The organism is Streptomyces sp. NPDC001781 (genome assembly GCF_053596035.1).
In genome coordinates this window covers 24,280-49,992 of sequence record NZ_JBSFFI010000003.1, presented here as the reverse complement: position 1 = coordinate 49,992, position 25,713 = coordinate 24,280, and the positions used below count along the sequence as shown (strand labels likewise).

The 25,713-nt window shown below is 73.3% G+C and carries 19 protein-coding genes and 1 pseudogene; 11 read left to right on the top strand and 9 right to left on the bottom strand.

What is annotated here, in order from left to right:
• Positions 1 to 23 precede the first annotated feature (23 nt).
• The gene (locus ACWCV3_RS03340; protein ID WP_451217672.1) at positions 24 to 1,112 is read right to left on the bottom strand and encodes an NlpC/P60 family protein; all 1,089 of its coding nucleotides are present in this window, start codon (positions 1,110 to 1,112) and stop codon (positions 24 to 26) included.
• Positions 1,113 to 1,562: 450 nt separating this feature from the next.
• Between ACWCV3_RS03340 and ACWCV3_RS03335 the strand changes: the two genes are divergently transcribed.
• Positions 1,563 to 1,916 carry a hypothetical protein gene (locus tag ACWCV3_RS03335; protein ID WP_451217669.1) on the top strand — a complete coding sequence of 118 codons (354 nt, stop codon included), beginning with the start codon at positions 1,563 to 1,565 and terminating at the stop codon, positions 1,914 to 1,916.
• On the opposite strand, the gene ACWCV3_RS03330 is transcribed toward ACWCV3_RS03335, so the two are convergent.
• Positions 1,894 to 2,901, bottom strand: coding sequence for an SLAC1 family transporter (locus ACWCV3_RS03330; RefSeq protein ID WP_451217666.1), 1,008 nt, complete (start codon positions 2,899 to 2,901; stop codon positions 1,894 to 1,896). The genes ACWCV3_RS03335 and ACWCV3_RS03330 overlap by 23 nt on opposite strands.
• A 182-nt stretch (positions 2,902 to 3,083) precedes the next feature.
• Between ACWCV3_RS03330 and pcrA the strand changes: the two genes are divergently transcribed.
• Positions 3,084 to 5,573 (top strand): DNA helicase PcrA, encoded by a 2,490-nt coding sequence (pcrA, locus tag ACWCV3_RS03325; RefSeq protein ID WP_451217663.1) that lies wholly within the window; start codon positions 3,084 to 3,086, stop codon positions 5,571 to 5,573.
• Positions 5,574 to 5,675: 102 nt separating this feature from the next.
• On the opposite strand, the gene ACWCV3_RS03320 is transcribed toward pcrA, so the two are convergent.
• From ACWCV3_RS03320 to ACWCV3_RS03310, 3 genes are all read right to left on the bottom strand, one after another.
• On the bottom strand, positions 5,676 to 7,133 hold the full coding sequence (locus ACWCV3_RS03320) for a M23 family metallopeptidase (protein ID WP_451217660.1): 1,458 nt from the start codon (positions 7,131 to 7,133) through the stop codon (positions 5,676 to 5,678).
• A 191-nt stretch (positions 7,134 to 7,324) separates the two neighbouring features.
• A complete protein-coding gene (locus ACWCV3_RS03315) occupies positions 7,325 to 7,894 on the bottom strand; it encodes an SMI1/KNR4 family protein (RefSeq protein ID WP_451217657.1) in 570 nt (189 codons plus the stop codon).
• Positions 7,895 to 7,940: 46 nt separating this feature from the next.
• A complete protein-coding gene (locus ACWCV3_RS03310; RefSeq protein WP_451217654.1) occupies positions 7,941 to 8,795 on the bottom strand; it encodes an esterase/lipase family protein in 855 nt (284 codons plus the stop codon).
• A gap of 238 nt (positions 8,796 to 9,033) precedes the next feature.
• On the opposite strand from ACWCV3_RS03310, the gene ACWCV3_RS03305 reads away from it, so the two are divergent.
• Positions 9,034 to 9,453, top strand: coding sequence for a cobalamin B12-binding domain-containing protein (locus ACWCV3_RS03305; protein WP_451218222.1), 420 nt, complete (start codon positions 9,034 to 9,036; stop codon positions 9,451 to 9,453).
• Positions 9,454 to 9,459: 6 nt separating this feature from the next.
• Here ACWCV3_RS03305 and ACWCV3_RS03300 read toward each other — a convergent pair whose 3' ends face one another.
• Together ACWCV3_RS03300 and ACWCV3_RS03295 are read right to left on the bottom strand one after the other, a co-directional pair.
• On the bottom strand, positions 9,460 to 11,061 hold the full coding sequence (locus tag ACWCV3_RS03300; protein ID WP_451217651.1) for a DUF5691 domain-containing protein: 1,602 nt from the start codon (positions 11,059 to 11,061) through the stop codon (positions 9,460 to 9,462).
• 41 nt (positions 11,062 to 11,102) lie between these two features.
• A complete protein-coding gene (locus tag ACWCV3_RS03295) occupies positions 11,103 to 12,458 on the bottom strand; it encodes an SWIM zinc finger family protein (RefSeq protein ID WP_451217648.1) in 1,356 nt (451 codons plus the stop codon).
• 132 nt (positions 12,459 to 12,590) lie between these two features.
• Between ACWCV3_RS03295 and ACWCV3_RS03290 the strand changes: the two genes are divergently transcribed.
• The 5 genes from ACWCV3_RS03290 (at position 12,591) to sucD (ending at position 19,589) form a co-directional block, all read left to right on the top strand.
• Entirely contained in the window at positions 12,591 to 13,721 is a 1,131-nt protein-coding gene (locus tag ACWCV3_RS03290; RefSeq protein ID WP_451217645.1) for an ATP-binding protein, read from the top strand.
• On the top strand, positions 13,718 to 16,054 hold the full coding sequence (locus tag ACWCV3_RS03285) for a DUF5682 family protein (protein ID WP_451217642.1): 2,337 nt from the start codon (positions 13,718 to 13,720) through the stop codon (positions 16,052 to 16,054). Before ACWCV3_RS03290 ends, ACWCV3_RS03285 begins: the two co-directional genes overlap by 4 nt.
• Positions 16,051 to 17,229, top strand: a complete 1,179-nt coding sequence (locus tag ACWCV3_RS03280; protein WP_451217639.1) for a VWA domain-containing protein — start codon at positions 16,051 to 16,053, stop codon at positions 17,227 to 17,229. The genes ACWCV3_RS03285 and ACWCV3_RS03280 overlap by 4 nt, the downstream gene beginning before the upstream one ends.
• A 265-nt stretch (positions 17,230 to 17,494) precedes the next feature.
• The gene (sucC, locus tag ACWCV3_RS03275; RefSeq protein WP_451217636.1) at positions 17,495 to 18,676 is read left to right on the top strand and encodes an ADP-forming succinate--CoA ligase subunit beta; all 1,182 of its coding nucleotides are present in this window, start codon (positions 17,495 to 17,497) and stop codon (positions 18,674 to 18,676) included.
• A gap of 28 nt (positions 18,677 to 18,704) precedes the next feature.
• Positions 18,705 to 19,589 (top strand): succinate--CoA ligase subunit alpha, encoded by an 885-nt coding sequence (gene sucD / locus ACWCV3_RS03270; protein ID WP_030811903.1) that lies wholly within the window; start codon positions 18,705 to 18,707, stop codon positions 19,587 to 19,589.
• A gap of 82 nt (positions 19,590 to 19,671) precedes the next feature.
• On the opposite strand, the pseudogene ACWCV3_RS03265 reads toward sucD, so the two are convergent.
• Positions 19,672 to 20,466: pseudogene (locus ACWCV3_RS03265) on the bottom strand (RNA polymerase sigma factor); the annotation flags it as partial.
• 120 nt (positions 20,467 to 20,586) lie between these two features.
• On the opposite strand from ACWCV3_RS03265, the gene ACWCV3_RS03260 reads away from it, so the two are divergent.
• Positions 20,587 to 22,263 carry a cell division protein PerM gene (locus ACWCV3_RS03260; RefSeq protein ID WP_451217633.1) on the top strand — a complete coding sequence of 559 codons (1,677 nt, stop codon included), beginning with the start codon at positions 20,587 to 20,589 and terminating at the stop codon, positions 22,261 to 22,263.
• 222 nt (positions 22,264 to 22,485) lie between these two features.
• Here the strand turns inward: ACWCV3_RS03260 and ACWCV3_RS03255 are convergent, their stop codons facing one another.
• On the bottom strand, positions 22,486 to 23,238 hold the full coding sequence (locus ACWCV3_RS03255; RefSeq protein ID WP_451217630.1) for a hypothetical protein: 753 nt from the start codon (positions 23,236 to 23,238) through the stop codon (positions 22,486 to 22,488).
• 268 nt (positions 23,239 to 23,506) lie between these two features.
• Here ACWCV3_RS03255 and purN point away from each other — a divergent pair, with 268 nt between their 5' ends.
• Together purN and purH are read left to right on the top strand one after the other, a co-directional pair.
• A complete protein-coding gene (purN, locus tag ACWCV3_RS03250; protein WP_451217627.1) occupies positions 23,507 to 24,145 on the top strand; it encodes a phosphoribosylglycinamide formyltransferase in 639 nt (212 codons plus the stop codon).
• Entirely contained in the window at positions 24,142 to 25,713 is a 1,572-nt protein-coding gene (gene purH, locus ACWCV3_RS03245) for a bifunctional phosphoribosylaminoimidazolecarboxamide formyltransferase/IMP cyclohydrolase (RefSeq protein ID WP_451217624.1), read from the top strand. Before purN ends, purH begins: the two co-directional genes overlap by 4 nt.

Here is a 25,713-nt window from a genome sequence, read left to right as displayed (position 1 = left end):
GCCGCGCCGCGCCCAGGGCGTCCCTAGGCCACCCGGGTGGCTCCCGCGAACGGCATCTGGTCGATCGATGCCACCCGGACCGGTGCCGACGGATTGGGCGCGTGGATCATGCGGCCGCCGCCCACGTAGATGCCCACGTGGCTGACACCGGAGTAGAAGAACACCAGGTCCCCGGGCCGGAGCTGGGAGCGGGAGACGCGACGGCCCGCGTTGATCTGGGCGTAGGTGGTGCGGGGGAGGGAGATGCCCGCCGAGCGGTAGGCGGCCTGGATCAGCCCCGAGCAGTCGAAGGCGTCGGGGCCGGTCGCGCCCCACACGTAGGGGCTGCCGAGCTTGCGGTAGGCGTATGCGACGGCGGCCGAGGCGCGTGAGGCGGACACGGGCACCCGAGCGGTCGTTCGGCCGCTGGACGCGGCGCCGGAGGCGGCCGGTGCGGGGGCCGAGCGGCCGCCTCCGGCGCGTACGGTGACCGCCGGGCCGCCGGTGGTGGCCTTCTGCCGCTCCGGCGGGGTGAGCCGGGCGAGCAACTGCCGGGCCTGCTTGAGCTTCGTGGTGACGACGTCCTTCTGCCGCTGGAGCTCCGCCTGCCTGGACCGCACGGACCGCGCCTCGACACGGGCCGCGCCGCGCAGCCGCTCGAGCTCCCGGAGCTGGGCGCGCACCCGGGACACCTGCTGGGCCCGGCGGTGGCCGGCGCGTTCGGCGAAGGCGGCGTCGTCCAGATAGCGGTCGGGGCTGCTGGAGAGGGCGAGCTGCCAGCTCGGGGCGATCGCGCCGTCGCGGTACTGCGCGGCCGCGAAGGCGCCCAGGGCGCCGCGGGCCGTGTTGAGGCGCTCCTGCCTGCGGGCGGTCTCGTCGCGCAGGGTGTTGAGCCGGTGCTGGGCGGCGCTCGCCTTCTCACGGGCGCCGTCGTACTTCTCGGTGGCGGTCTCCGCCTCTTGGTACAGCCGGTCCACCTGGGTCCTGACCTGGGCGGTGGTGAGTTGCGGCTCGGCGTGTCCCGTTCCGTCGAAGGCCGTCGCGGTGGCCGCTCCCGCCAGCGCGAGAGTGGCGGCCGTGCGGGCCGTGTTGCCGCCGAGTGAGCGCGCTCGGAGCTTTCGGTGCGCTGCCACCTGGACCGTCACGTCCTTCCATGCGACTCGTGCGGCCGAGAACCTCGGACCCCCGGTGGGGGAGCCGGTGTCCGCCGGCCGTCCGCACAGGGGAGACGGCGGCCGACGGACGGTCCTCGGCGGTGATGTCCGGCTGCCGCCCCTGGGCCGGGCGGCTGCAGGGAGCCGGTCACCTGGTGGAGGACGCTAGGCCGGTTGGTGACAGGTTGGTAACGCGTGTGCGGAACTGTCGTCGACGAGCCGGAAAACGACCGGCTCCGACCGGCCTGCCGGGGTGGCGGAGGGGTCCATCCGAAGCCGGATGATCAAAGAGCGGCAGACGGGGCCCGAGGGTGGCGGGAGGTGCTATGTCCGGTGAGCCCGCGGGCGGGTGAGACCGGCCGGAGCCGAGCGCCGGACGCGGGCCCCGGTACCGTGCCGACAGGATGTCGGGAACTAGGCTCGGTGCCCATGACCGTACTCATTCATGTCTTCGTCGCCCTGCACATCATCGGCATCGCCGCGCTGCTCGGCGGCTTCCTCACCCAGATGAAGGCGATGGGCCGGGGTACGGCCCGCTTCGTGCCCGCCATGCTGCACGGCGCGATCACCATGCTGGTCACCGGCGTGGTGCTGGTGGGTCTCAACGAGGCGGACGGCCACCACGTCGACAGCATCAAGATCGGCGTCAAGCTGGCGCTGCTGATCGTGATCCTCGGTCTGGTCTATGTGAAGCGTGACGAGGAGACGGTCGACAAGCGGATGTTCGGGCTGGTCGGTGCCCTGACCACGGCGAACATCTTCATCGCCGTGCTGTGGACGTGACGTCCGGCGTTCCCGTCTCCCCAGGGCGGCGGTGCCCGGCGCGTGCCGCCAGCACCGCGCCCGCGGCGGCCGCCAGCCACACCGCGACCGCCACCCAGACCAGCACCTTCCCCGGTCCGTCCAGCCAGGACACGTCCAGGGCGGCCGAGACGGCGAGCGCCGCCGCCGCCGTCATCCCCATCGAGAAGACCGTGGCCCAGCGCAGCAGCCCGTAGCGCGGCCGGGGGTGTGCCAGCTCGGCCAGGACCAGTACCGCGTAGCAGGCGAGGTCCAGGATCAGCAGGATCGCGGTGACCTGGTGCAGGACACCGCTGTCGTCCTTGTTCCACAGGTACAGCCGCGCGCTGTCGGCGGAGACCAGCCGGGCCCCGGCCAGTGCCGAGATGGACAGTGCGCCACCGGCGATCCAGTGGTCGCCCGGCCCGTGGAGGACCTCGCGGGAGTCGAAGCGGGGCAGGGTGAGGGCGTAGAGCAGCAGGCCCAGCCAGAAAAGCACCAGCGCGGCGTGCGCGAGCCAGGCCGTCGCCCCGGCCCCGGCCAGGGTGGCCGCCAGCACGGCGAGCGCCTGGGTGGCCACGCAGCACAGGAACACCGTCCCCGGCATGCGCCGCCCCCGGTTCCGCAGTACGGAGACCAGCAGCACCGGCCAGAGCAGCGCGGCCAGCGCCAGCAGAGCCGCAGCCAGGGGCTGGACGCCGAGCAGTGAGATCCGGGTGCCGAGCACGGCGGTGGCCGCCACCGCCGTGAGCGCGGCCGGGTCGCGGGTCTCCTCCGCCCAGCGGTCCCGCTGCCCCGCGAGCCGCACGGCGAAGGCCGCGGCGAGGATCAGCCAGGCGAGGCAGGCCAGGACCAGGAAGATCCGGGACAGCGCCTCGACGTCCGCCAGACGCAGGCCGATGGAGATCACGGCGGTCGCCATGACGGCGGTGCCCGCCGCCGGGGGGCGATCCGCCACCCACGTTCGCAAGCCTGAAATGTCCGGCATGTCAACGATGCTAGGGAGCGCCGCGCCCCCGGCAGGGAGGGCACGCGCGCGTGGGGCTCGAAAAGGGCACCGGCCGGCAGGAACCGGCACCCGCCCGGAACGGGAGATCGTCGCGCCGGGAATCCGGCGGTTTCCGCGGACCGGGACCGGTTGTCGGTGCGGCGCCCTAGACTCGTAGGGCGATGAGCAGCCTCTTTGACGACAACTTCCTGGCCAGCCTCCAGCCCCCGAGGGGGCCCGAGGAGGAGTCCGCGCCGCCCGAGGACGAGCACGCTCCGGAGCCGGTCCCCGACGACCTGTTCGGGGGGAAGTTCGACCTGCCCCCGGACCGGGACACCCACTACCGCGACGGCGCCCCGCGCCCGCCGGTGGACGCGGCGGCCCTGCTGGAGGGGCTGAACGAGAACCAGCGCGCGGCCGTCGTCCACGCCGGCTCCCCGCTGCTCATCGTCGCGGGTGCCGGTTCCGGCAAGACGCGGGTGCTCACCCACCGCATCGCCCACCTCCTCGCCGAGCGCCATGTGCACCCCGGCCAGATCCTCGCGATCACCTTCACCAACAAGGCCGCGGGCGAGATGAAGGAGCGCGTCGAGCAGCTCGTCGGCCCGCGTGCGGGCGCGATGTGGGTCATGACCTTCCACAGCGCCTGCGTCCGCATCCTGCGCCGCGAGTCGAAGAGGCTGGGCTTCACCTCGTCGTTCTCGATCTACGACGCGGCCGACAGCAAGCGCCTGATGGCCCTGGTCTGCCGCGATCTCGACCTCGACCCCAAGCGCTACCCGCCCAAGTCCTTCAGCGCCAAGATCAGCAACCTGAAGAACGAGCTGATCGACGAGGAGGACTTCGCCGCCCAGGCCACCGACGGCTTCGAGAAGACCCTCGCCCAGGCGTACGCGCTCTACCAGTCGCGGCTGCGCGAGGCCAACGCGCTCGACTTCGACGACCTGATCATGACCACGGTCAACCTGCTGCGCGCCTTCCCGGACGTGGCCGAGCACTACCACCGCCGCTTCCGGCACGTCATGGTCGACGAGTACCAGGACACCAACCACGCGCAGTACGCGCTGGTCCGCGAGCTGGTCGGTACCGGGGCCCGTGCCGCGGACGACGCCGACGTCCCGCCCGGCGAGTACGACGTCCCGCCGGCCGAGCTGTGCGTCGTGGGTGACGCGGACCAGTCGATCTACGCCTTCCGGGGCGCGACCATCCGCAACATCCTCCAGTTCGAGGAGGACTACCCGGACGCGACGACGATCCTGCTGGAGCAGAACTACCGCTCCACGCAGACCATCCTGTCCGCCGCCAACGCGGTCATCGAGCGCAACGAGTCCCGCCGCCCCAAGAACCTGTGGACCAACGCAGGCCAGGGCGCGGGCATCACCGGCTACGTCGCGGACACCGAGCACGACGAGGCCCAGTTCGTCGCCGACGAGATAGACCGCCTCACCGACGCGGGCGACGCCAAGGCCGGGGACGTCGCGGTGTTCTACCGCACCAACGCCCAGTCCCGTGTGTTCGAGGAGATCTTCATCCGGGTCGGCCTGCCGTACAAGGTCGTCGGCGGGGTGCGCTTCTACGAGCGCAAGGAGGTCCGGGACGTCCTGGCCTACCTGCGCGTCCTCGCCAACCCCGAGGACTCGGTGCCGATGCGCCGCATCCTCAACGTCCCCAAGCGGGGCATCGGGGAGCGCGCGGAGGCGATGATCGACGCCCTGGCCCAGCGCGAGAAGATCAGCTTCCCGCAGGCGCTGAAGCGGGTGGAGGAGGCGTACGGCATGGCCGCGCGCTCCACCAACGCGGTCCGGCGGTTCAACGCGCTCATGGACGACCTGCGCACCATCGTCGAGTCCGGCGCCGGACCGGCCACCGTGCTGGAGGCGGTCCTGGAGCGCACCGGCTATCTCGCCGAGCTGCAGGCGTCCACCGACCCGCAGGACGAGACCCGCATCGAGAACCTCCAGGAACTCGCGGCCGTGGCGCTGGAGTTCGAGCAGGAGCACGAGGGCGACGAGCAGGGCACGCTGGCCGAGTTCCTGGAGCGGGTCGCGCTCGTCGCGGACTCCGACCAGATCCCGGACGAGGAGGACGGTGACGGCGTCATCACGCTGATGACCCTGCACACCGCGAAGGGCCTGGAGTTCCCGGTCGTCTTCCTCACCGGCATGGAGGACGGTGTCTTCCCGCACATGCGCGCTCTCAACCAGACCAAGGAGCTGGAGGAGGAGCGGCGTCTGGCCTACGTCGGCATCACGCGCGCGCGGGAGCGGCTCTACCTGACCCGCGCCTCGCTGCGCAGCGCCTGGGGACAGCCGTCGTACAACCCGCCCTCCCGGTTCCTGGAGGAGATCCCGGCCACGCACCTGCAGTGGAAGCGGACCGGTGCCTCGGCCGCGCCCTCTTTCGGCAAGGCCGCCTCCTCGGTCGCGTCCGCGCTCTCCTCGTCCCGGTCCCGTTCGTCGGCGGCCGGCGCCTCCGGGTTCGCCACCCGCAGGGCCGGTGAGAAGCCGGTGGTGTCGCTGGCGATCGGCGACCGCGTCACCCACGACCAGTTCGGCCTCGGCACCGTGGTCGCGGTGGCCGGCAAGGGCGACAAGGCGCAGGCCACGATCGACTTCGGTGGCGGCAACGCCAAGCGGCTCCTGCTGCGCTACGCGCCGGTGGAGAAGCTCTAGTGCGGTGACCGGAAAGGTTCACCGGCTCGGCGGTGCGCAGGCCCTGACATGGCGCGAGCCCCGCCGCAAGGACGGGGCTCGCGCCATGTCAGGGCGGCGGGATCAGGTCGGGTCCAGGCCGTGGCTGCGCAGCCACGGCAGGGGGTCGATGGCGGCACCGCCCGCCGGGCGTACCTCGAAGTGGAGGTGCGGACCGGTCGAGTTGCCGGAGTTGCCGGAATAGGCGATCGGTTCGCCGGCCTTGACCGAGGTTCCGGAGGGTACGCGGTAACTGGAGAGGTGGCAGTACCAGGTCTCCGTGCCGTCCTTGGCCGTGAGGACCAGCATGTTGCCGTAGGCGCTGTTCCACTTGGTGGTGACGACACCGTCGGTCGCGGCCATCACGGTGGTGCCGTACGACACGGGGAAGTCGATGCCGGTGTGGACGGACATCCAGTTGACGCCCGCCTGCCCGAACTGGGCACTGAGCCCCCTCTGGAGCACCGGGAGCATGAACTTGGGGCGGAGTCTCTCCTTGAGGGCGGCCTCGGCGGCGGCCTTCTTCTTCTCCAGCGCCTGCTCCGCCTTGAGGTCGATGCGCTCCTGCGTCCGGCTCACCCGGTCGGTGAAGTCGTCGGCCCCGGCGGACAGGGTCCGCAACTGGGTGTCGAGCTTGCTGTTGGCGACGGAGGGCTCGACCGTGTGGGTGTCGGCGGCGGAGGCCGCGGCCTCCTGCGTCCCACCGGTCAGGTCACCGACCGAGGCGGCGGCGATACCGGCCACCCCCATCACACAGGCCGAGGGCACGGCGACGGTCAGCAGCGCGGAGCGCTTGGCGGGCGTACGGCGCCGGGAGCGGGCCGCGGCGCGTGAACCCGCGCGCGGGACCGGGGCGACCTCCTCCTGTTCGTCCAGGAGTGCGGGGGCGGCGGGGAGTTCACCGGTGCCGGGCAACTCGTCGTCGGCGTCCGGGTGTTCGCCGTGCGGGTGGTCCGGGTACTCGGCGTAGGCCGCGTCGTCCCCGTACGGGTCGTGGACCACCTGGTCGAAGGTGGCCGTCGCCTGCTGGTCGAACGGCTCCCCGGCCCGCTGGTGCTCGGGCATGCCGCCGGTGTTCCACCGGCTGGCGTCGAAGGCGCCGGTGTCGGAGGTCTGCGTGCCCCAGTCCCACTGCTGGGCGGGGTCCGGAGCGTGTTGCTGCCCGTACTGCGACCAGGCGCCGGTGTCCTCGGGGGTGCTCTGCGCGGGGACGGTCCAGGCGGTGGTGTCGTAGGCGCCCGTGTCGTACCCGGTGTGCTGCTGGGCCGCGTAGGGGTCGTGCGCGGGGTGGCCGCCGTCGCCGGTCTGCCAGTGCGTCGTGTCGTACGCGCCCGTGTCGTGCTGAGCGTTCTGGAATCCGCCGAGGTGCGGATCGGTGGCCCAGGCCGCCTCGGCCACCGGAAAACCGGTGGTGTCGTAACCGCCGTACGTGGTGAGGTCGTCGTACGGGACTTCCGGTGCGGCGTACGGCGCGTGGTGCGCGGGGGAGGCGTCGGAAGCCGGAGCCGGGGTCATGGTCCCCGACGGGTGACGGTCGTTCACCAACTTCTCTTTCGCCTCGACAACAGGGGCTGCCAGAGCAGTGCGGCGACTGTACCCGGCGGTATGCGGGCGCGACAATCTTCCGCTGGTTTCGTGTGGACGGGAAACGGGCATTCGGCCGTGTTTCGGGGTTTGCTGAACGCGAGTTTGGCTCTGTGTTCGAAAAGCGTTCGACAAGCTGTGACGCTACGTCATCCCTGAGCGAGCTGTGGCAGAGCTGTCAGCCACTTCGTGTACCAACTGTGGAAGTCGCGGTCCAATGGAGTGAAGCCGCCCCAGTCCGGGTCCAGCAGCCAGATCTCCCCGGCGTGCGGTCCGCCGAGGACGAGTCGGACGTACGTCCCGCAGCCCTCCTCGGCCAGCGTGAGAGTGCCCCGTGTCAGCGTGCCGGCGGCTGCGCCGAGGCGGCCGGGCGCGGGGCCGGTCAGCGGGAACGGGGAGGCCAGACGGCCGGGGAGCCGGTCCCGCGCCCACTCGTCGTCGACCGCCGAGTCGTCGTCGGCCTCGGGGCGCGGGGTGGCGAGCGGCAGCAGTCCGTGGGCCGGGCCGGCCGGGCCGTCGCCCACCTCGGCGACGAAGGAGCGGTACGCCGGGGGGAGCTCGATGCCGTGGGTGGTCTCGAAGGCGCGGATATCGTGCTCCGGCAGCGGCGGCCGCAGGGTGTAACGGTGGGTGTCCGCCCCGAAACGCTCCATGGCCCCCTCGCGCGCCGCGGCGTCCCCGAGGCACGCCCTCACGGCGGCCCGGTCCCAGCTCCTCATGGAACGAATCCAACCAGGTCGGGCGACCTGTTGTGGGGCGGGTCGCTCAGGCGACGGTGAGGCCGCCGCCCTCCTGGCAGCGCATGGCGGACTCGGAGTCGAGGGCTTCGCGGATGCCGGCGGCGACCGTGGGATGGACCGGAAGGGCGAGGTGGCCGATGCCGGTGACGCGGATGTTGTGGGACTCCAGGTCGGGGTGGTCCACACAGGCCGCCTCCAGGGGGGCCATGACGGAGTCCAGGTCGCTCCAGAAGCTCACGAAGCGGGTTCGGCAGCCCGGTGCCGGACGGGCCAGCTCCTCGATCACGGGCGAGTCGGGCCGCATCTGCCGGACGATCGGGTGCGCGTTGGCCAGCGGTATCGCCCGGGTCCCGGAGTGCGGGGTGCCCAGGGTGACCACGGTGCGCACCCGGATGTCACCGCCGAGGCACTGCGCGTAGTACCGGGCGATCAGCCCGCCCAGGCTGTGGCCCACGATGTCCACATGGGCGCTGCCGGTGCGCTCGCAGATCTCCTCCACATGCCGCCCCAGCAGCTCGGCCGCGGTGCGGATGTCGCAGGTCAGAGGGGAGTAGTTCAGCGACTCCACCCGCTGCCTGCCGTGCTGGGCGAGGCTGCGGCGGAGCAGGACGAACACCGAGCGGTTGTCGATGAAGCCGTGTACCAGCACGACCGGCGGCCCGGTCGGCACAGGGAGCCTCGCCGTGCCCGCCGGCACGGGAAGGGCGGCCCGGCGCCGCTCCTGGGTGAGACCGGTCGGATACAGCAGCACGTGACCGGCCAGGATCGCGGCCTCCAGCGCGGTGGCCTTCACCAGTGTCACGGACACGGAGGCCAGTCTGCCGGGCCAGAGACGCCGGCAGATCGGGAGGAAGAGTGGCAGTACCCCGGTGACCTTCATTGGCCGACCTCCTGTCGGCACGCGGGGGGCGGCTCTGTCCCCAGCGTGCCCTCATGTCCCACCATGTGATTTCCCCCTCGCCGGGTGCCGTGAAACAGTCCGCTGCGGGATGCTGGGGATAACGTTCGTTCACTTTCGACAGGTGGCGGAACGTGCCAGGTGTGCGGTACTTGTCGGTGCGGGACGGAAGCGGCCGCTTCCGCGGTCCCTCGAAGGTGGTCCCTTGATGGAGGCAGTGATGGGTGTGGCAGCCGGACCGATCCGCGTGGTGGTGGCCAAGCCGGGGCTCGACGGCCACGATCGCGGGGCCAAGGTCATCGCCCGCGCGCTGCGGGACGCGGGCATGGAGGTCATCTACACCGGCCTGCACCAGACGCCCGAGCAGATCGTCGCCACGGCGATCCAGGAGGACGCCGACGCGATCGGCCTGTCCATCCTCTCGGGCGCCCACAACACGCTCTTCGCGGCGGTCATCGACCTCCTGAAGGAGCGCGACGCCGCCGACATCCTGGTCTTCGGCGGCGGCATCATCCCCGAGGAGGACATCCCGCCGCTGCGGGAGACGGGCGTCGCCCAGATCTTCACGCCGGGTGCGACCACCACGACCATCGTGGAGTGGGTGCGGGAGAACGTGCGCCAGCCCGCCTCCTCCTCCTGAGCCCTCTCAGGCCCCGCCGTCCGGCGCCAGCTCGCGCACCATCGCCGCGCGCAGCCGCAGGGTGGTCGCCAGCCGCTGGAACGCCTCCGCCCAGTAGCCCCCGGCGCCGGGGGAGGCTTCCTCCCGCTCGTCCGGCACGGCAAGCAGGCTGTCCAGCCGGGCCGTCTCGGCGGGGTCGAGGCAGCGCTCGGCCAGGCCCATCACCCCGCTGAAACTCCACGGGTAACTGCCCGCCTCCCGCGCGATGTCGAGGGCGTCCACGACCGCGCGGCCCAGCGGTTCCGTCCACGGCAGCGCGCACACCCCGAGCAACTGGAACGCCTCGGAGAGGCCGTGCCCGGCTATGAACCCGGCCACCCACATGGCCCGTTCGTCAGCCTCCAGCGCGGCCAGCAGCTTGGCCCGGTCCGCCAGGGAGACCGCGCCGGGGCCGCCCGCCTCCGGCGCGGACGGCGAGCCCAGCAGTGCCCGCGCCCACCGCGCGTCCCGCTGCCGTACGGCCGCCCGGCACCAGGCGGCGTGCAGTTCACCCTGCCAGTCGTCCGTCACGGGCAGCGCGACGATCTGCTCCGGGGTACGGCCGCCGAGCCGGTCCGGCCAGGTGTCCAGCGGTGCCGACTCGACCAGCTGACCCAGCCACCAGGACCGTTCACCCCGGCCGGCCGGCGGCCGGACGGTCACGCCGTCGCGCTCCATCTCCGGGTCGCAGGCGGCCGGGGCCTCCACCACGATCGCGGCCGTGCTGCCGGTGTGGTCCAGGGCGACGCAGGTCGCGGCCCGCCGCGCCATCCGCGCGGCGAGCGCCGAGCCGGGCAGGGTGGACAGCAGCCCGGCCGCCGTCGCCCGGACGTTCCGGCTGCGGTCGCCGAGCGCCCGCTCCAGGAAGGGCTCGTCGTCGGCCGAGAGATGTGCGCGCAGCGAGTCCAGGAACATCAGCCGGTCCTCGGCCCGCTCCTGCGCCCAGGTCTCGGAGAGCAACTCCCGTGCGGCGGCGGGGGTGCGGGTACGAAGCTCGGTCAGCAGCGCGACCCGTTCCGCGAAGAGCCCCTCCTGCCAGAGCCGTCGTACGCCGTCCTCGTCCCCGGTGTCGGGCAGCGCCGAGGTGCCTCCGGCGGCCGAGCGCTGGGCGAACCGCCAGTCCGGGTTCAGCCGGGCCAGCCACAGGGCCCGCGCGCCCGCGAACTCCAGCGCCGCCGGGCGGAGGTCGGTACGGGCGCGGGCCGCGTCCAGCAGCGCGGGCACGGTCTGCGGGGGTGCCGCGTAGCCGCGCGCGTTGGCCTCCGCGAGCCACTGGGGGAGGAGTTCGGTGAGATCGGGGGTGCTGCCCCGGCGGCCGCCGCCTCCGCCGGGGCGGTCGGCCAGGAGAAGGGCGAGGCGCTGGGCCGCCGCGGACGGCAGGGCGGGGCGGGGGTCTGCGGGGGCGGGCTCCGGGCGGACGCCCGCCGGTCCGGGGCTGAGACCGGCCCGGCGCCGTACGGCCGCGACGGCGGCGGCGTCCAGCAGGGCGGCCGGAGCCTCGCGGCCGGCGGTGGCGACCGGGAGGGTGCGGCGGTCGGTGCCCAGCAGGGCGGTGGTGAGGAGGTCGTCCCAGGCGGGCGCCGTGGTCATGGGGTTCCCTTCCGGGCGGGTCGTGGACGTGGGCGGAGTGTTCAGCACAGGCTCACCGGCGCGGCCGTCCCTTCGGCCCACGCCGTCAGGGGCGTGAAGCCCCGGTGGCCGCACTCGCCGAAGACCGTGAGCGGAGCCCCGCCGGCCAGCGCGACCAGCCGCCACAGGCCCGGACGGGCCAGGAACGTCGGGGTCAGCGGCAGGGCGGTGTCCGAGCACGCGTCGGCCAGGTGCCAGGAGCCGGAGGTGTCCTCCGGCACGGGTACGACCGCGTCCAGGGTGACCGGGACGGAGTCCAGCCAGGGGTCTTCACGGAGGGCCTCGCCGTAGGAGGTGAGAGCCCTCGTGGTCGTGGTGCCGGATGGGCGGGAGGCCGCGGGCGCCGCCGGGGCGTACCGCTCGCCCAGGGTGGCCCGGATCCGGCCCGCGCCGGGGTGGTCGGACAGGTCCGCGTCCAGGGACAGGCCGACCGGCAGGGAGAGTTCGGGGGCCCGGCCCGCCGCACCGAAGGAGAGGAGCAGCCGGATGAGGCCCGAGTCCGCGCCGTGCAGCCAGATGCGGCGGGTCGTCAGCTTGGCGTCGGCCGTGTCGTACTGCGCGAGCACCTGCCAGTGGTCGCGCACCGGTGGCCCGTCCGCCGGGGCGGGCAGGCCGAGGCGGGTGCGCACGGTGGCCGCGAGGGCGTCCGGGAGCCGGTCGCGGTGCAGCCACCCCTGGTCGAGCAGATGGAGCAGTGCGCACTCCTCCAGCAGCCGGGCCGGCCAGCCGGTACCCGAAGCGGGTATCGCCCCCAGTTCCCGTACACGCGAGGCGAGTCCGGGTGCCTGGGCGTCGACCATCCGGGCGGCCGTCTCCTCCCACAGCCCGTATCCCGCGCGCTCGGCCGAGGCCAGTCCGTCGCGGAGCAGGTCGGCCAGGCGGCGCTCCAGCTCGGTCGCACCCGCGGTGACCCGCTGGTCCCGGCGCTCCGCGCGCTTGCGCGCGGCCTCCGGGTCGGCCGTCGCACCAGCCGCCGCCTGCGTCTTCCTGGCCTCGGTCCGTCCGCGCCGCCCCGTGAGCCACTGCGCGGCCCAGTCCGGCACCGCGTCCGACTCCGGCACCGCGCCCTCGTCCCCGGCCCAGAGCAGCAGCAGCCCCAGCGCGTGCTTGCACGGGAACTTACGGCTGGGGCAACTGCACTTGTACGCGGGCCCGGCGGGGTCCGACAGGTCCACCACCGTCTGGTACGGCTTGCTGCCGCTGCCCTTGCACAGTCCCCACACCGCCCCCTCCCGGCCGCTGCCCGCACCGGACCACGGCCCCGCCACACCCAGTTTGCTTCCCGCTTTGCGCGACGACGCGTCAGGCGCCAGTTCCAGCACCTGCTCCGCGGTCCGGCGCACCCCCTGCTGAGTCATGCCAACGACGTTAGAACGCCCCACTGACAATCGGTCATGTGTGCGCGTTCACCCAGGTCAGAGCGATTGTCAGTGGGGTGCTGCATGGTGGGTGCCAGTTGACCCGCGGCCGAGCTGGAGGGGGCCTCAGCCATGACTGTGTCCATGGAACCCACGAACGTCGAACCGAACCCGAGCCAGGCGCCGAAGGCGTTGCGACCGCACGCCGAAGACGCCTTCGCCGCCGAACTCGCCGCGCTCGCCGCGCAGGACGACCGGCCGCGCCCGGAGCGCTGGAAGCTGTCGCCGTGGGCGGTCGCGACGTATCTGCTCGGCGGCACGCTGGCGGACGGCACCGTGATCACACCCAAGTACGTGGGCCCGCGCCGGATCGTCGAGGTCGCCGTCACCACGCTGGCCACCGACCGCGCCCTGCTCCTGCTGGGTGTGCCCGGCACGGCCAAGACCTGGGTGTCGGAGCATCTCGCGGCCGCCGTCAGCGGCGACTCCACCCTGCTGGTGCAGGGCACCGCCGGTACCCCGGAGGAGGCCATCCGGTACGGCTGGAACTACGCCCGCCTGCTCGCCCACGGCCCCAGCCGGGACGCCCTGGTGCCCAGCCCCGTCATGCGGGCCATGTCCGAGGGCATGACGGCGCGGGTCGAGGAGCTGACCCGGATACCGGCCGACGTGCAGGACACGCTGATCACGATCCTGTCCGAGAAGACCCTGCCGATCCCGGAGCTGGGTGAGGAGGTGCAGGCCGTGCGCGGCTTCAACCTCATCGCCACGGCGAACGACCGCGACCGGGGCGTCAACGACCTCTCCAGCGCGCTGCGCCGCCGCTTCAACACCGTGGTGCTGCCGCTGCCGGAGAGCGCCGACGCCGAGGTCGACATCGTCAGCCGCCGCGTCGACCAGATGGGCCGCTCGCTCGACCTGCCCCGGGCACCCGAGGGGCTGGACGAGATCCGCCGGGTCGTCACCGTCTTCCGCGAACTGCGCGACGGCGTGACGAGTGACGGCCGCACCAAGCTCAAGTCGCCGAGCGGCACCCTGTCCACGGCGGAGGCCATCTCCGTCGTCACCAACGGCCTCGCCCTGGCCGCCCACTTCGGCGACGGCGTACTGCGCGCCGGGGACGTGGCCGCGGGCATCCTCGGTGCCGTGGTGCGCGACCCGGCCGCCGACCGGGTCGTCTGGCAGGAGTACCTGGAGACGGTCGTGCGCGAGCGCGACGGGTGGACGGACTTCTACCGGGCCTGCCGGGAGGTGAGCGCGTGAGCGGGGCCGCGACCCCGGCCGGGGCGTTCGAGGCGGGCCCGCTGCTGCTGGGCGTCCGACACCACGGGCCGGGCTCCGCGCGGGCGGTGCGGGCCGCGCTGGACGCCGCCGCGCCCGCCGTCGTCCTCATCGAGGGCCCGCCCGAGGCCGACCCGCTGGTCCCGCTGGCCGCCGACCCCGGTCTGCGTCCGCCGGTCGCGCTGCTCGCCCACGCCGTGGACGAGCCCGGCCGCTCGGCGTTCTGGCCGATGGCGGAGTTCAGCCCGGAGTGGGTGGCGATCCGATGGGCCGTCGAGCGCGGTGTCCCGGCCCGCTTCATCGACCTGCCCGCGACCCACTCGCTGGCCTGGGAGGAGGACACGGGCGATCTCGGAGAGGAGGCCGAGCACGCCCGAGTGGACCCGCTCGCCGCCCTGGCCGGGGCCGCCGGGTACGACGACCCCGAGCGCTGGTGGGAGGACGCCGTCGAGCACCGGGGTCCGGGCCGGAGCGAGCCGTTCGCGCCGTTCGCCGCGCTGGAGGACGCCATGGGCGCCCTGCGGGAGCGGTTCGGCGACGGGGGCCGGCCGCGCGACCTCGTCCGTGAGGCGTACATGCGGCTCCAGATCCGTGCCGCCCGCAAGGAGTTCGGTGACGAGGTGGCCGTGGTCTGCGGCGCCTGGCACGTGCCCGCCCTCCGGGCGAAGGCCACGGTCACCGCCGACCGGGCGCTCCTCAAGGGCCTGCCCAAGCTCAGGGCCGACCTGACCTGGGTGCCCTGGACGCACCGCCGGCTGGCCCGGTCCAGCGGTTACGGCGCCGGCATCGACTCGCCGGGCTGGTACGCGCACCTGTTCGGCGCGCCGGACCGGCCGGTGGAGCGGTGGCTCACCAAGGTCGCCGGGCTGCTGCGCGAGGAGGACCGGATCGTGTCCTCCGCCCACGTCATCGAGGCGGTCCGGCTGGCCGAAACCCTCGCGGTGATGCGTGGCCGCCCCCTGGCGGGCCTCACCGAGACCACGGACGCCGTGCGCGCGGTGCTGTGCGAGGGCTCGGACGTGCCCCTGTCCCTGGTGTACGACCGGCTCGTGGTCGGGGACGTGCTGGGCGAGGTCCCGGAGTCCGCGCCCGCCGTGCCGTTGCAGCGGGACCTCGCCCGTGAGCAGCGCCGGCTGCGGCTCAGGCCGGAGGCGCTGGAGCGCGAGCTGGAGCTGGACCTGCGCAGGGACACCGACGCCGCGCGCGGCAGGCTCCTGCACCGGCTGCGGCTGCTCGGCGTCGGCTGGGGCGAGCCCGCCCGCTCGCGCGGGAGCACGGGCACCTTCCGGGAGACCTGGCGGCTGCGCTGGGAGCCGGAGCTGTCGGTGCGGATCGCCGAGGCAGGGGTGTGGGGCACCACCGTGCTGGGCGCGGCCACCGCCAAGGCCGAGGCGGACGCGGTCGGCGCGCGGGCACTGGCCGACGTGACCGCGCTGGCCGAGCAGTGCCTGCTGGCCGGGCTGCCGGACGCGCTGCCCGTGGTGATGCGGGTGCTCGCCGACCGTGCCGCTCTGGACGCCGACGTGAGCCACCTGGCCCAGGCGCTCCCCGCCCTGGTCCGCTCGCTGCGTTACGGCGACGTGCGCGGCACCGACACCGGTGCGCTGGCCGATGTCGCCGCAGCCCTCGCCGAGCGTGTCTTCATCGGACTCCCGCCCGCCTGCACCACCCTGGACGACGACGCCGCCCAGGAGATGCGGGGCCACGTCGACGCCGTGCACGGCGCGGTGGGGCTGCTCGCCGAGACGCTCACCGGACACGACGACCTCCGGCCCCGCTGGCGGGCGGTACTGGGCACGCTGTCCCGGCGGGACACCGTGCCCGGGCTGCTCCGGGGCCGGGCGGTGCGGCTGCTGCTGGACGACGGGGAGCTGGAGGCCGAGGACGTGGCGCGGCTGATGGGTCTGGCCCTGTCACCGGGGACTCCGCCCGGTGACGCGGCCGCGTGGGTCGAGGGGTTCGTCGGCGGAGGCGGGGGAGGGCTGCTGCTGGTGCACGACGAGCGGCTCCTCGGCCTGGTCGACGCCTGGCTGACCTCCGTACCCGCCGACGCGTTCACCGACGTGCTGCCGCTGCTGCGCCGCACCTTCTCGGCGTACGAGCCCGGTGTGCGCAGGACGCTCGGCGAGCTGGTCCGGCGTGGGCCGGGCGGCGCTGCCGGGGCCGCGGGCCACCCGGCGACCTCGTCCGGCTTCGCGCCGGAACCCGATGCCGGACGCGCGGACGCCGTGCTGCCGGTGCTGCACCTGCTGCTGGGCCTCACGCCCGAGCAGCGGCGATCGAAGGACGACGACCTCGCGGGGGTGGGGGCATGACCGGAACGACGACCACGCGTGACGGCGACGCCGAGCGGCTGCGCCGGTGGCGGCTTGTGCTCGGGGGGGAGCAGGCGGACGGCACCGGGGTGGCGCTGTCCGGCCGGGACGCGGCCATGGACGGCACCCTCACCGCGCTGTACGGCCGCGGCGACAAGGCGGGCAGGAACCCGGCCGGGCGGGAGCGCTCGGCGGGACTGGGCGGTTCGGCGCCCTCCGTGGCGCGCTGGCTCGGGGACATCCGTACCTACTTCCCCTCCTCCGTCGTCCAGGTCATGCAGCGCGACGCCATCGATCGGCTCGGGCTGGCCGCGCTGCTGCTGGAGCCGGAGATGCTGGAGGCGGTCGAGGCGGACGTCCACCTGGTCGGCACCCTGCTCTCGCTGAACAAGGCGATGCCGGAGACCACCAAGGAGACGGCGCGGGCGGTGGTGCGCAAGGTGGTCGAGGACCTGGAGAAGCGGCTGGCGACCCGCACCCGCGCCACCCTGACCGGCGCCCTGGACCGCAGCGCGCGCGTCAGCCGGCCCCGCCACCACGACATCGACTGGAACCGCACGATCGCGGCCAACCTCAAGCACTACCTGCCGGAGTACCGGACGATCGTGCCGGAGCGGCTCATCGGGTACGGGCGGGCCGCGCAGTCGGTGAAGAAGGAGGTGATCCTCTGCATCGACCAGTCCGGCTCGATGGCCGCGTCCGTGGTCTACGCGTCGGTGTTCGGGGCGGTGCTCGCCTCGATGCGGTCGATCAGCACGCGCATGGTCGTCTTCGACACCTCCGTCGTCGACCTCACCGACCAGCTCGACGATCCGGTGGACGTCCTCTTCGGCACCCAGCTCGGCGGCGGCACCGACATCAACCGGGCGCTCGCCTACTGCCAGTCGAAGATCACCCGGCCCGCCGAGACGGTGGTCGTGCTGATCAGCGACCTGTACGAAGGCGGCATCCGGGACGAGATGCTGAAGCGGGTCGCGGCGATGAAGGCGTCCGGCGTGCAGTTCGTGACCCTGCTCGCCCTCTCCGACGAAGGGGCGCCCGCCTACGACCGGGAGCACGCCGCCGCGCTGGCCGCGCTCGGCGCCCCGGCGTTCGCCTGCACCCCGGACCTCTTCCCGGAGGTGATGGCCGCCGCGATCGAGAAGCGCCCGCTGCCCATACCGGACACCGCATGACAAGCTGGATGAGGTGAACGGTCGAACAAGTGCACCCCATGAGGCACGGCGTGTCAGGGAAAACGGCATCATGTGACAGGTATCACCGCTCAGGTGTGACCCGCGATTTAGAGGCCCCCGGCAAGCAGGGATAACCTGCGAGACGGACATGCCGCGCGCTCGGACACCGTGTGCGCACCCCTTGTGACAAGCGGACGTCACGTTGCCCTTCGCGGCACGCCCACGCATCCAACGACCGCGAGATCACTGATAGGGACGGAAGCGCGTGGACCTGTTCGAGTACCAGGCGAGGGACCTCTTCGCCAAGCACGATGTACCGGTGCTGGCCGGTGAAGTCATCGACACGCCTGAGGCGGCGCGCGAGATCACCGAGCGTCTGGGCGGCAAGTCCGTCGTCAAGGCGCAGGTGAAGGTCGGTGGTCGTGGCAAGGCCGGCGGCGTCAAGCTCGCCGCCACCCCGGACGAGGCCGTCGCCCGCGCGACGGACATCCTCGGCATGGACATCAAGGGCCACACGGTCCACAAGGTGATGATCGCCGAGACCGCTCCGGAGATCGTGGAGGAGTACTACGTCTCCTTCCTCCTCGACCGTGCCAACCGCACCTTCCTCTCCATCGCCTCCGTCGAGGGCGGCATGGAGATCGAGGAGGTGGCGGCCACCCGCCCCGAGGCCGTCGCCAAGACGCCGATCGACGCCATCGACGGCGTGGACGAGGCCAAGGCCCGCGAGATCGTCGAGGCCGCCAAGTTCCCGGCCGAGGTCGCGGACAAGGTCGTCAACGTCCTCATCAAGCTGTGGGACACCTTCATCAAGTCGGACGCCCTCCTCGTCGAGGTCAACCCGCTGGCGAAGGTCGCCTCCGGCGACGTCCTCGCGCTGGACGGCAAGGTGTCGCTCGACGAGAACGCCGAGTTCCGTCACCCCGAGTACGAAGAGCTGCACGACAAGGAAGCGGCCAACCCGCTCGAGGCCGCCGCCAAGGCGAAGGGCCTCAACTACGTCAAGCTCGACGGCCAGGTCGGCATCATCGGCAACGGCGCGGGTCTCGTCATGAGCACCCTGGACGTCGTCGCGTACGCCGGTGAGAAGCACGGCGGCGTGAAGCCCGCCAACTTCCTGGACATCGGCGGCGGCGCCTCCGCCCAGGTCATGGCGAACGGCCTGGAGATCATCCTGGGCGACCCGGACGTCAAGTCCGTGTTCGTCAACGTCTTCGGCGGCATCACCGCCTGCGACGAGGTCGCCAACGGCATCGTCCAGGCGCTGAAGCTCCTCGAGGAGCGCGGCGAGAAGGTCGAGAAGCCGCTCGTCGTCCGCCTCGACGGCAACAACGCCGAGCTGGGCCGCAAGATCCTCACCGACGCCGACCACCCGCTGGTCCAGCGCGTCGACACCATGGACGGCGCGGCCGACAAGGCCGCCGAGCTGGCCCACGCCGCAAAGTAAGCACTCAGGACGAGGACACCAACACACCATGGCTATCTGGCTCAACAAGGACAGCAAGGTCATCGTCCAGGGCATGACCGGCGCCACCGGCATGAAGCACACCAAGCTCATGCTGGGTGACGGCACCGAGGTCGTGGGCGGCGTCAACCCGCGCAAGGCGGGTCAGACCGTGGACTTCGACGGCACCGAGGTACCCGTCTTCGGGACCGTCAAGGAGGCCATCGAGAAGACCGGCGCCAACGTCTCCGTCATCTTCGTGCCGGAGAAGTTCACCAAGGACGCCGTCGTCGAGGCGATCGACGCCGAGATCCCGCTGGCCGTCGTGATCACCGAGGGCATCGCCGTGCACGACACGGCCGCCTTCTGGGCGTACGCCGGCAAGAAGGGCAACAAGACCCGGATCATCGGCCCGAACTGCCCCGGCATCATCACGCCGGGCCAGTCCAACGTCGGCATCATCCCGGGCGACATCACCAAGCCGGGCCGCATCGGCCTGGTCTCGAAGTCCGGCACGCTGACGTACCAGATGATGTACGAGCTGCGTGACCTGGGCTTCTCGACCGCTGTCGGCATCGGTGGCGACCCGATCATCGGCACCACGCACATCGACGCCCTGGCCGCGTTCCAGGACGACCCCGACACCGACCTGATCGTGATGATCGGTGAGATCGGTGGCGACGCCGAGGAGCGCGCGGCCGCGTTCATCAAGGACAACGTGACCAAGCCGGTCGTCGGCTACGTCGCGGGCTTCACCGCGCCCGAGGGCAAGACGATGGGCCACGCCGGCGCGATCGTCTCCGGTTCCTCCGGCACCGCCCAGGCGAAGAAGGAGGCCCTCGAGGCCGCGGGCGTCAAGGTCGGCAAGACCCCGACCGAGACGGCCAAGCTGGCGCGGGAGATCCTGAGCGCCTGACGCCCGGCCCCTTCGGGCAGCACACCGGCGGGCCCGTCCCCTTCTCGGGGGCGGGCCCGCCGCTGTCCGCCGGGCGCCCGGCTCAGCCGGGTGAGGGTGTCAGCCGTTGCGGGCCGTTGCCGGACTCCCCGCGCAGCTTGGCGCGCAGGGTCAGTTCGGTGTGCGAGAGCGGGCCGAGGGCGGGGGCCGCGGGAACACCCCGTACGGCCTGGGCGGGGGCGATGGGTGCCTCGTAGTGGGTGGGTGCCGTGCGCAGGGTGAGGCCGGTCGCGCCGATGATGGCGACGGTGAAGGCGATGGCGGCGCGGGTCCAGAAGACGTTCCGGCGCTCGCCCGTGGTGCGGACGGTGGTCGGGGCGCCGGCGCGCAGCCGTTCCGTGGAGGCGAGCTCCGTCAGCCGCCGGTGCAGGGCCGTCGGGTCGGCCAGCTCCGGTACCTGGGCGGCGACGGCCTCACGGGCGCGGGTCAGCCGGCCCGCCGCGGCCGGGGTGCTCGCCTCGGTCTCGGCCGCCGTCTCGGGCAGGTCGAGGCCCACGCCGTCGTACAGCACGAGGGTGCGGCGGTAGGAGGGCGGGAGCCTGAGCAGCGCGTTCAGCAGGGCGCGGGCGTCCGGATCGGCGGGCGGGGGCTCGGGGGTGCGGTAGCGGGGGCGGAAGCCGTGCCAGGGGGAGAGGGCGTACTCGTACGCCGTCGCCCGGACCCAGCCGCCCGGGTCGCGGTCGCGGGCCACCTCGGGCCAGCGCTGCCAGGCCGCCTGGAAAGCCCGCTCCACCGCCTCGCGGGCCAACTCCCGCCGCCCGGTCAGCAGATAGGTCTGACGGACCAGGGCGGGGGCGCAGAACGCGTAGAGCGCGTCGAACGCCTGATCAGGGGTCAGGGAGAGTGTGGTGCTCTGCGTCACGGCTCACCCCTCTGTGTGAAAAGGCACATAAACATATATTGGGCGACACTTCGGAGGTTCGCCTGTTACACCGGTAAAGCGCGTGTCGTTGGGAGCATGGCGGGCGTGATGCCGCTGACACTCCGTCGCATGTCGTCGTCCCTGCGGTCCCGGATGCGCGACCGTTCACCCGGCCTCGGGCCCGCGCTGGCGGGCGGTGCGCTCGCGGCCGGTCTCGGGCTCGGCGCCTGCGCGGCGCTGGTGATGGTGCTGTGGGTCAGTTCGCCGTATCCGGACAGCGGGCCGGGTGGCGCGCTGCATGTGGCGGCCGGACTGTGGCTGCTGGCGCACGGGGTCGAACTGGTCCGCGCCGAGACGCTGTCCGGGGCGCCCCAGCCGGTCGGGCTGACCCCGCTGCTGCTGCTCGCGCTGCCGGTGTGGCTGGTGTACCGGGCGGCGCGGGACGCCACGGACGCGTCCGACGAGCCCGACGGCCCGCCGCCGGTGCCCGCGCGTACGGCGTGGACGGGGGTCGTGCTCGGCTACCTCGGCGTGGGCGCGGCGGCCGCGCTGTACGCGGCCGGGGGTGAACCCCGTCCGGAGTGGCCCTGGGTGACGGCCTGTCTGCCGCTGCTGGTCGGCGGCGCCGCGGGGGTCGGCGTCTGGGAGGGCTGCGGGCGCCCGCACCCGCCGGTGTCCTCCCGGCTGCCGCACTGGGTACGGGTGGACGCGCTCGGTGCGGCGGCCCGCGCGGCCGGAGCGGCCACGGCCGTGCTCACCGGGGGCGGGGCACTGCTGCTCGGCGCGTCCCTGGTCTGGCACGGGGACACCGCCCGGCTGGCGTTCCCCCAGCTCACCGAGGGGTGGACCGGACGGCTCACGGTGCTGCTGCTCGCCGTCACGCTGGTCCCCAACGCGGCGCTCTGGTCGGCTTCCTACGCGCTCGGCCCCGGATTCGCGCTCGGCACCGGGCACATGGTCCATCCGCTGGCCTCGGACCCGGCCCCGCTGCTGCCCCCGTTCCCGCTGCTCGCGGCCGTGCCCGACGCGGGCCCCGGCACCCCGCTGAACTGGGCCGTCGCCCTGGTGCCCCTGGCCGCCGGGATGACGGCCGGCTGGTTCGTGGCGGCGGCCGCGGTGCGCCGGGGGCGCCCCTGGCTGCACTGGTCGGCGGGGCGGAGCGTCGGCGTCCTGGCCCTGGCCGCCCTGCTCTGCGCGCTCACCCTCGCCCTCCTCGCGGAACTCTCCGGCGGCCCGCTGGGCACCTCGACCCTCTCCCGCTTCGGTCCCCTGGGCTTGCTGACCGGTCCGGCGGCCGGCCTGTGGCTCCTCCTGCCGGGCACCCCGGTGACCCTCACGGCGAGGGCCTGGCGCCTGCGCGGACTGCGCCGCAGCGGCGTTCTGCCGGCCCGCCGCGGCAGGAGGCGCACCTGGCCGACGGCAGCCAAGGCGCTCCGTACCGCGGAGGCGTCGCCGCCGCTCCCCGGCCCCGTCCCGGAGCCGAAGCAGGAGGAGCTCTACGACTTCCTGGAATCGGACGCCCCGGAACCGGCCCCCGCACCCCGGACCACGGACCGGACCGGACCCGAGGACCGCAGTGAACCCGCGGACCGGACAGACCCGGAGGGCCGGACCGGCCCCGAGGCTCCGGCAGCGCCCGGAACCCCGGCGTCACCCGAGTGTGAGGAGGCCCCGGGCCCGGTGGCGGCACCCCGCACCCCCGAGCCGGCCGAAGCCCTGCCCCGGGTACCGGAAGCCGAACCGGACCCGGCCGAGCCGAACCCCTCGGCCTGACGTGCCGTCGCTCAGGGGCCCACGGAGGAGCAGAGGCGGGGCCGCCGCGCCGGACCTCCACCGGGCCCGTCGCCCCGGCGCCCTGTGCGGGCCGCCGGGCCCCCGGGCCCGGTGGAGGTCCTTCCACGCCGGCCACCGGCGAAGACGCCGCGTGTGCGATCCGCGCCCCGGGGACCGTCGAGGGCGGGGCCGACTCCCAGGACCCCGCTCCCGAGCGGATTCCTAGGAGTCGGCCGACCCCAGCACCCCCCGCAGATGCTCGGGCAGGAGCTGATCGCACGACTGCTTCGACTCCTGGGTGAGCGCGTCGTTCACGCACGTGTAGTAGTCGCGGTACACGAGCTGGACGGTGAGGACCGCAGCGACCAGGACGAGGGCGAGACCGGCGGTGATCATGCCGGTGACGGCCGCGGTGACCTGGGGGCGGACGCCGGTCGGCCGGGGTTCGTCCGGAGAAGGGGTGCGGGGCTCGGCGCGCAGGGAGCTGCCGCCCCAGTAGAGGGCGAGGGCGCCGAGCAGGAGAGCGACGTAGGGCCAGCCGAGGAGGACGAAGAAGACCGCCCACATGCCGGACAGCAGGGCGTAGCGGGCGCGGCGCTGCACGGGGTCCGTCGGGTCCCACCGCTGCTTGCCCGTGCCACCGCCCTGGCCCTCCGGACCCGCGCCGGGACGCTCGCCGAAGCCGCCGGGGGCGCGGCCGGGCTGGCGGTCGCTCCACTGGCTGCCCCAGCGCGATTCTCCGGAACCGCCGTGGCCCTCGGGGTGGCGCGGGCGCCACGGCTGGTCGGGGCGGTCCTCGGGCGGGGGCGCGTACGGGTTGTCGTCCTTGCGGTCACCGCCCCGGCCGTCGTCGCCGCCGCTGGAGGGTGCCTGGGGCGGCGGGGCCGGCCGCTCCCGCAGCAGGACAACGCCACGCTCGCCCTCCTGGCCGGTCGGCGGCGGGAACGTGAGGAGTCGCGGGCTGCGATCGGGCATCAAAGGAGCGTCTTCCCCTAGGTGATTCGGAGTCCGGCATGAGCTGTCGTCCCGTGAACGCGCCGCACCACGGCCGCGTTCCCGAGCCGGCTCGTCCAGAACGCTACCTTCCGGCCACGCCCCCGTCCCGTGGGGGCCGTCCCGAGTGCCGGTATCGTTGCTGGCGGCCGGCCGCTTCGTAGACTTCCCCGTATGGCGGGACGTGAAGCATTCGTAGAAGCCTACAAACGCCGGCCGGACACACCGCCGTCCCGAGAAAGGGCTCATCGTGGCCGCCACCCCCGCCGGTCCAGCGGCCCGGCGACTCGTCGTGCTGGTCTCCGGTTCCGGCACCAACCTCCAGGCCCTGCTGGACGAGATCGAACGCGTCGGAGCCGAGACGTACGGCGCGCGGATCGTCGCCGTGGGGGCCGACCGCGACGGCATCGAGGGGCTGGCCCGCGCCGAGCGTGCCGGGCTGCCGACCTTCGTGTGCCGGGTGAAGGACCACCCGAGCCGGGAGGAGTGGGACGCGGCGCTCGCCGAGGCGGTCGCCGTCCATGAGCCCGACCTCGTGGTCTCCGCCGGCTTCATGAAGATCGTGGGCAAGGAGTTCCTGGCCCGGTTCGGCGGCCGGTTCGTCAACACCCACCCGGCGCTGCTGCCGAGCTTTCCGGGGGCCCACGGCGTACGCGACGCGCTCGCGTACGGCGCCAAGGTCACCGGCTGCACCGTCCACTTCGTCGACGACGGCGTCGACACCGGGCCGATCATCGCGCAGGGCGTGGTGGAGATCCGGGACGAGGACGACGAGAGCGCGCTGCACGAGCGCATCAAGGACGTCGAGCGAAGGCTGCTCGTCGAGGTCGTGGGGCGGCTCGCCCGCAACGGCCATCGCATAGAGGGACGAAAGGTAGTTATCCCGTGACCGCCACCGCCGAGAGCACCAAGCGGCCCATTCGCCGGGCGCTCGTCAGCGTCTACGACAAGACCGGCCTGGAAGACCTCGCGCGCGGCCTGCACGAGGCCGGGGTGGAGCTGGTCTCCACCGGGTCCACCGCGGCCCGTATCGCCGCCGCCGGCGTCCCCGTGACCAAGGTCGAGGAGCTGACCGGCTTCCCCGAGTGCCTGGACGGCCGGGTCAAGACCCTGCACCCCAAGGTACACGCCGGAATCCTCGCCGACCTGCGCCTGGACAGCCACCGCGAGCAGCTCGCCGAGCTGGGCGTCACGCCGTTCGACCTCGTCGTGGTCAACCTGTACCCGTTCCGGGAGACCGTCGCCTCCGGCGCCTCGCCCGACGAGTGCGTGGAGCAGATCGACATCGGCGGCCCCTCCATGGTCCGCGCGGCCGCCAAGAACCATCCCTCGGTCGCCGTCGTCACGAGCCCCGAGCGGTACGCCGACGTGGCAGCCGCGGCCCAGGAGGGCGGCTTCGACCTCGCCGCCCGCAAGCGGCTGGCCGCCGAGGCGTTCCGGCACACCGCCGCCTACGACGTGGCCGTGGCCGACTGGTTCGCCGGCGAGTACGCCCCGGTCGACGACTCCCCGTTCCCCGACTTCCTCGGCGGTACCTGGGACCGCGCACACACCCTGCGCTACGGCGAGAACCCGCACCAGCCGGCCGCGCTGTACGTGGAGCCGGGCGCCGAGGGGCTCGCGCAGGCCGAGCAGTTGCACGGCAAGGAGATGTCGTACAACAACTACACCGACACCGACGCCGCCCGCCGTGCCGCGTACGACCACGACGAGCCGTGCGTGGCGATCATCAAGCACGCGAACCCGTGCGGCATCGCCGTCGGCGCCGACGTGGCCGAGGCACACCGCAAGGCGCACGCCTGCGACCCGCTGTCGGCGTTCGGCGGGGTCATCGCGGTGAACCGGCCGGTCAGCAAGGAGATGGCCGAGCAGGTCGCGGAGATCTTCACCGAGGTCATCGTGGCGCCCGGCTACGAGGAGGGCGCGCTGGAGGCGCTCGCCCGGAAGAAGAACATCCGGGTGCTCAGGGCGCCGCAGGGTCCCGCCGCCACCGTCGAGATCAAGCCGGTCGACGGCGGGGTGCTGGTCCAGGAGGCCGACCGGCTCCAGGCCGACGGCGACGACCCTGCCAACTGGACGCTGGCCAGTGGTGACGCGCTCTCCCCGGCCGAGCTGGCCGAGCTGGCGTTCGCCTGGCGGGCGTGCCGTGCGGTGAAGTCCAACGCGATCCTGCTCGCCAAGGACGGCGCCTCGGTCGGCGTCGGCATGGGCCAGGTCAACCGAGTCGACTCCTGCAAGCTGGCCGTCGAGCGGGCGGGCGAGGAGCGGGCGCGGGGTGCCTTCGCGGCCTCCGACGCGTTCTTCCCCTTCCCGGATGGGCCGCAGATCCTGATCGACGCCGGGGTGCGCGCCATCGTGCAGCCGGGCGGCTCGATCCGCGACGAGCAGGTCGTCGAGGCCGCCAAGGAGGCGGGCGTGACCATGTACTTCACGGGCACGCGGCACTTCTTCCACTGA

Excerpts from the sequence above, each read along its gene's own strand:
- ACWCV3_RS03330 (WP_451217666.1), bottom strand. The coding sequence starts at position 2,901 with ATGCCGGACATTTCAGGCTTGCGAACGTGGGTGGCGGATCGCCCCCCG.
- ACWCV3_RS03315 (WP_451217657.1), bottom strand. The coding sequence starts at position 7,894 with ATGAGGAGCTGGGACCGGGCCGCCGTGAGGGCGTGCCTCGGGGACGCC.
- ACWCV3_RS03260 (WP_451217633.1), top strand. The coding sequence starts at position 20,587 with ATGGCGGGCGTGATGCCGCTGACACTCCGTCGCATGTCGTCGTCCCTG.
- pcrA (WP_451217663.1), top strand. The coding sequence starts at position 3,084 with ATGAGCAGCCTCTTTGACGACAACTTCCTGGCCAGCCTCCAGCCCCCG.
- ACWCV3_RS03295 (WP_451217648.1), bottom strand. The coding sequence starts at position 12,458 with ATGACTCAGCAGGGGGTGCGCCGGACCGCGGAGCAGGTGCTGGAACTG.
- sucD (WP_030811903.1), top strand. The coding sequence starts at position 18,705 with ATGGCTATCTGGCTCAACAAGGACAGCAAGGTCATCGTCCAGGGCATG.
- ACWCV3_RS03305 (WP_451218222.1), top strand. The coding sequence starts at position 9,034 with ATGGGTGTGGCAGCCGGACCGATCCGCGTGGTGGTGGCCAAGCCGGGG.
- ACWCV3_RS03255 (WP_451217630.1), bottom strand. The coding sequence starts at position 23,238 with ATGCCCGATCGCAGCCCGCGACTCCTCACGTTCCCGCCGCCGACCGGC.
- ACWCV3_RS03335 (WP_451217669.1), top strand. The coding sequence starts at position 1,563 with ATGACCGTACTCATTCATGTCTTCGTCGCCCTGCACATCATCGGCATC.
- ACWCV3_RS03310 (WP_451217654.1), bottom strand. The coding sequence starts at position 8,795 with ATGAAGGTCACCGGGGTACTGCCACTCTTCCTCCCGATCTGCCGGCGT.
- ACWCV3_RS03300 (WP_451217651.1), bottom strand. The coding sequence starts at position 11,061 with ATGACCACGGCGCCCGCCTGGGACGACCTCCTCACCACCGCCCTGCTG.
- ACWCV3_RS03280 (WP_451217639.1), top strand. The coding sequence starts at position 16,051 with ATGACCGGAACGACGACCACGCGTGACGGCGACGCCGAGCGGCTGCGC.
- ACWCV3_RS03290 (WP_451217645.1), top strand. The coding sequence starts at position 12,591 with ATGACTGTGTCCATGGAACCCACGAACGTCGAACCGAACCCGAGCCAG.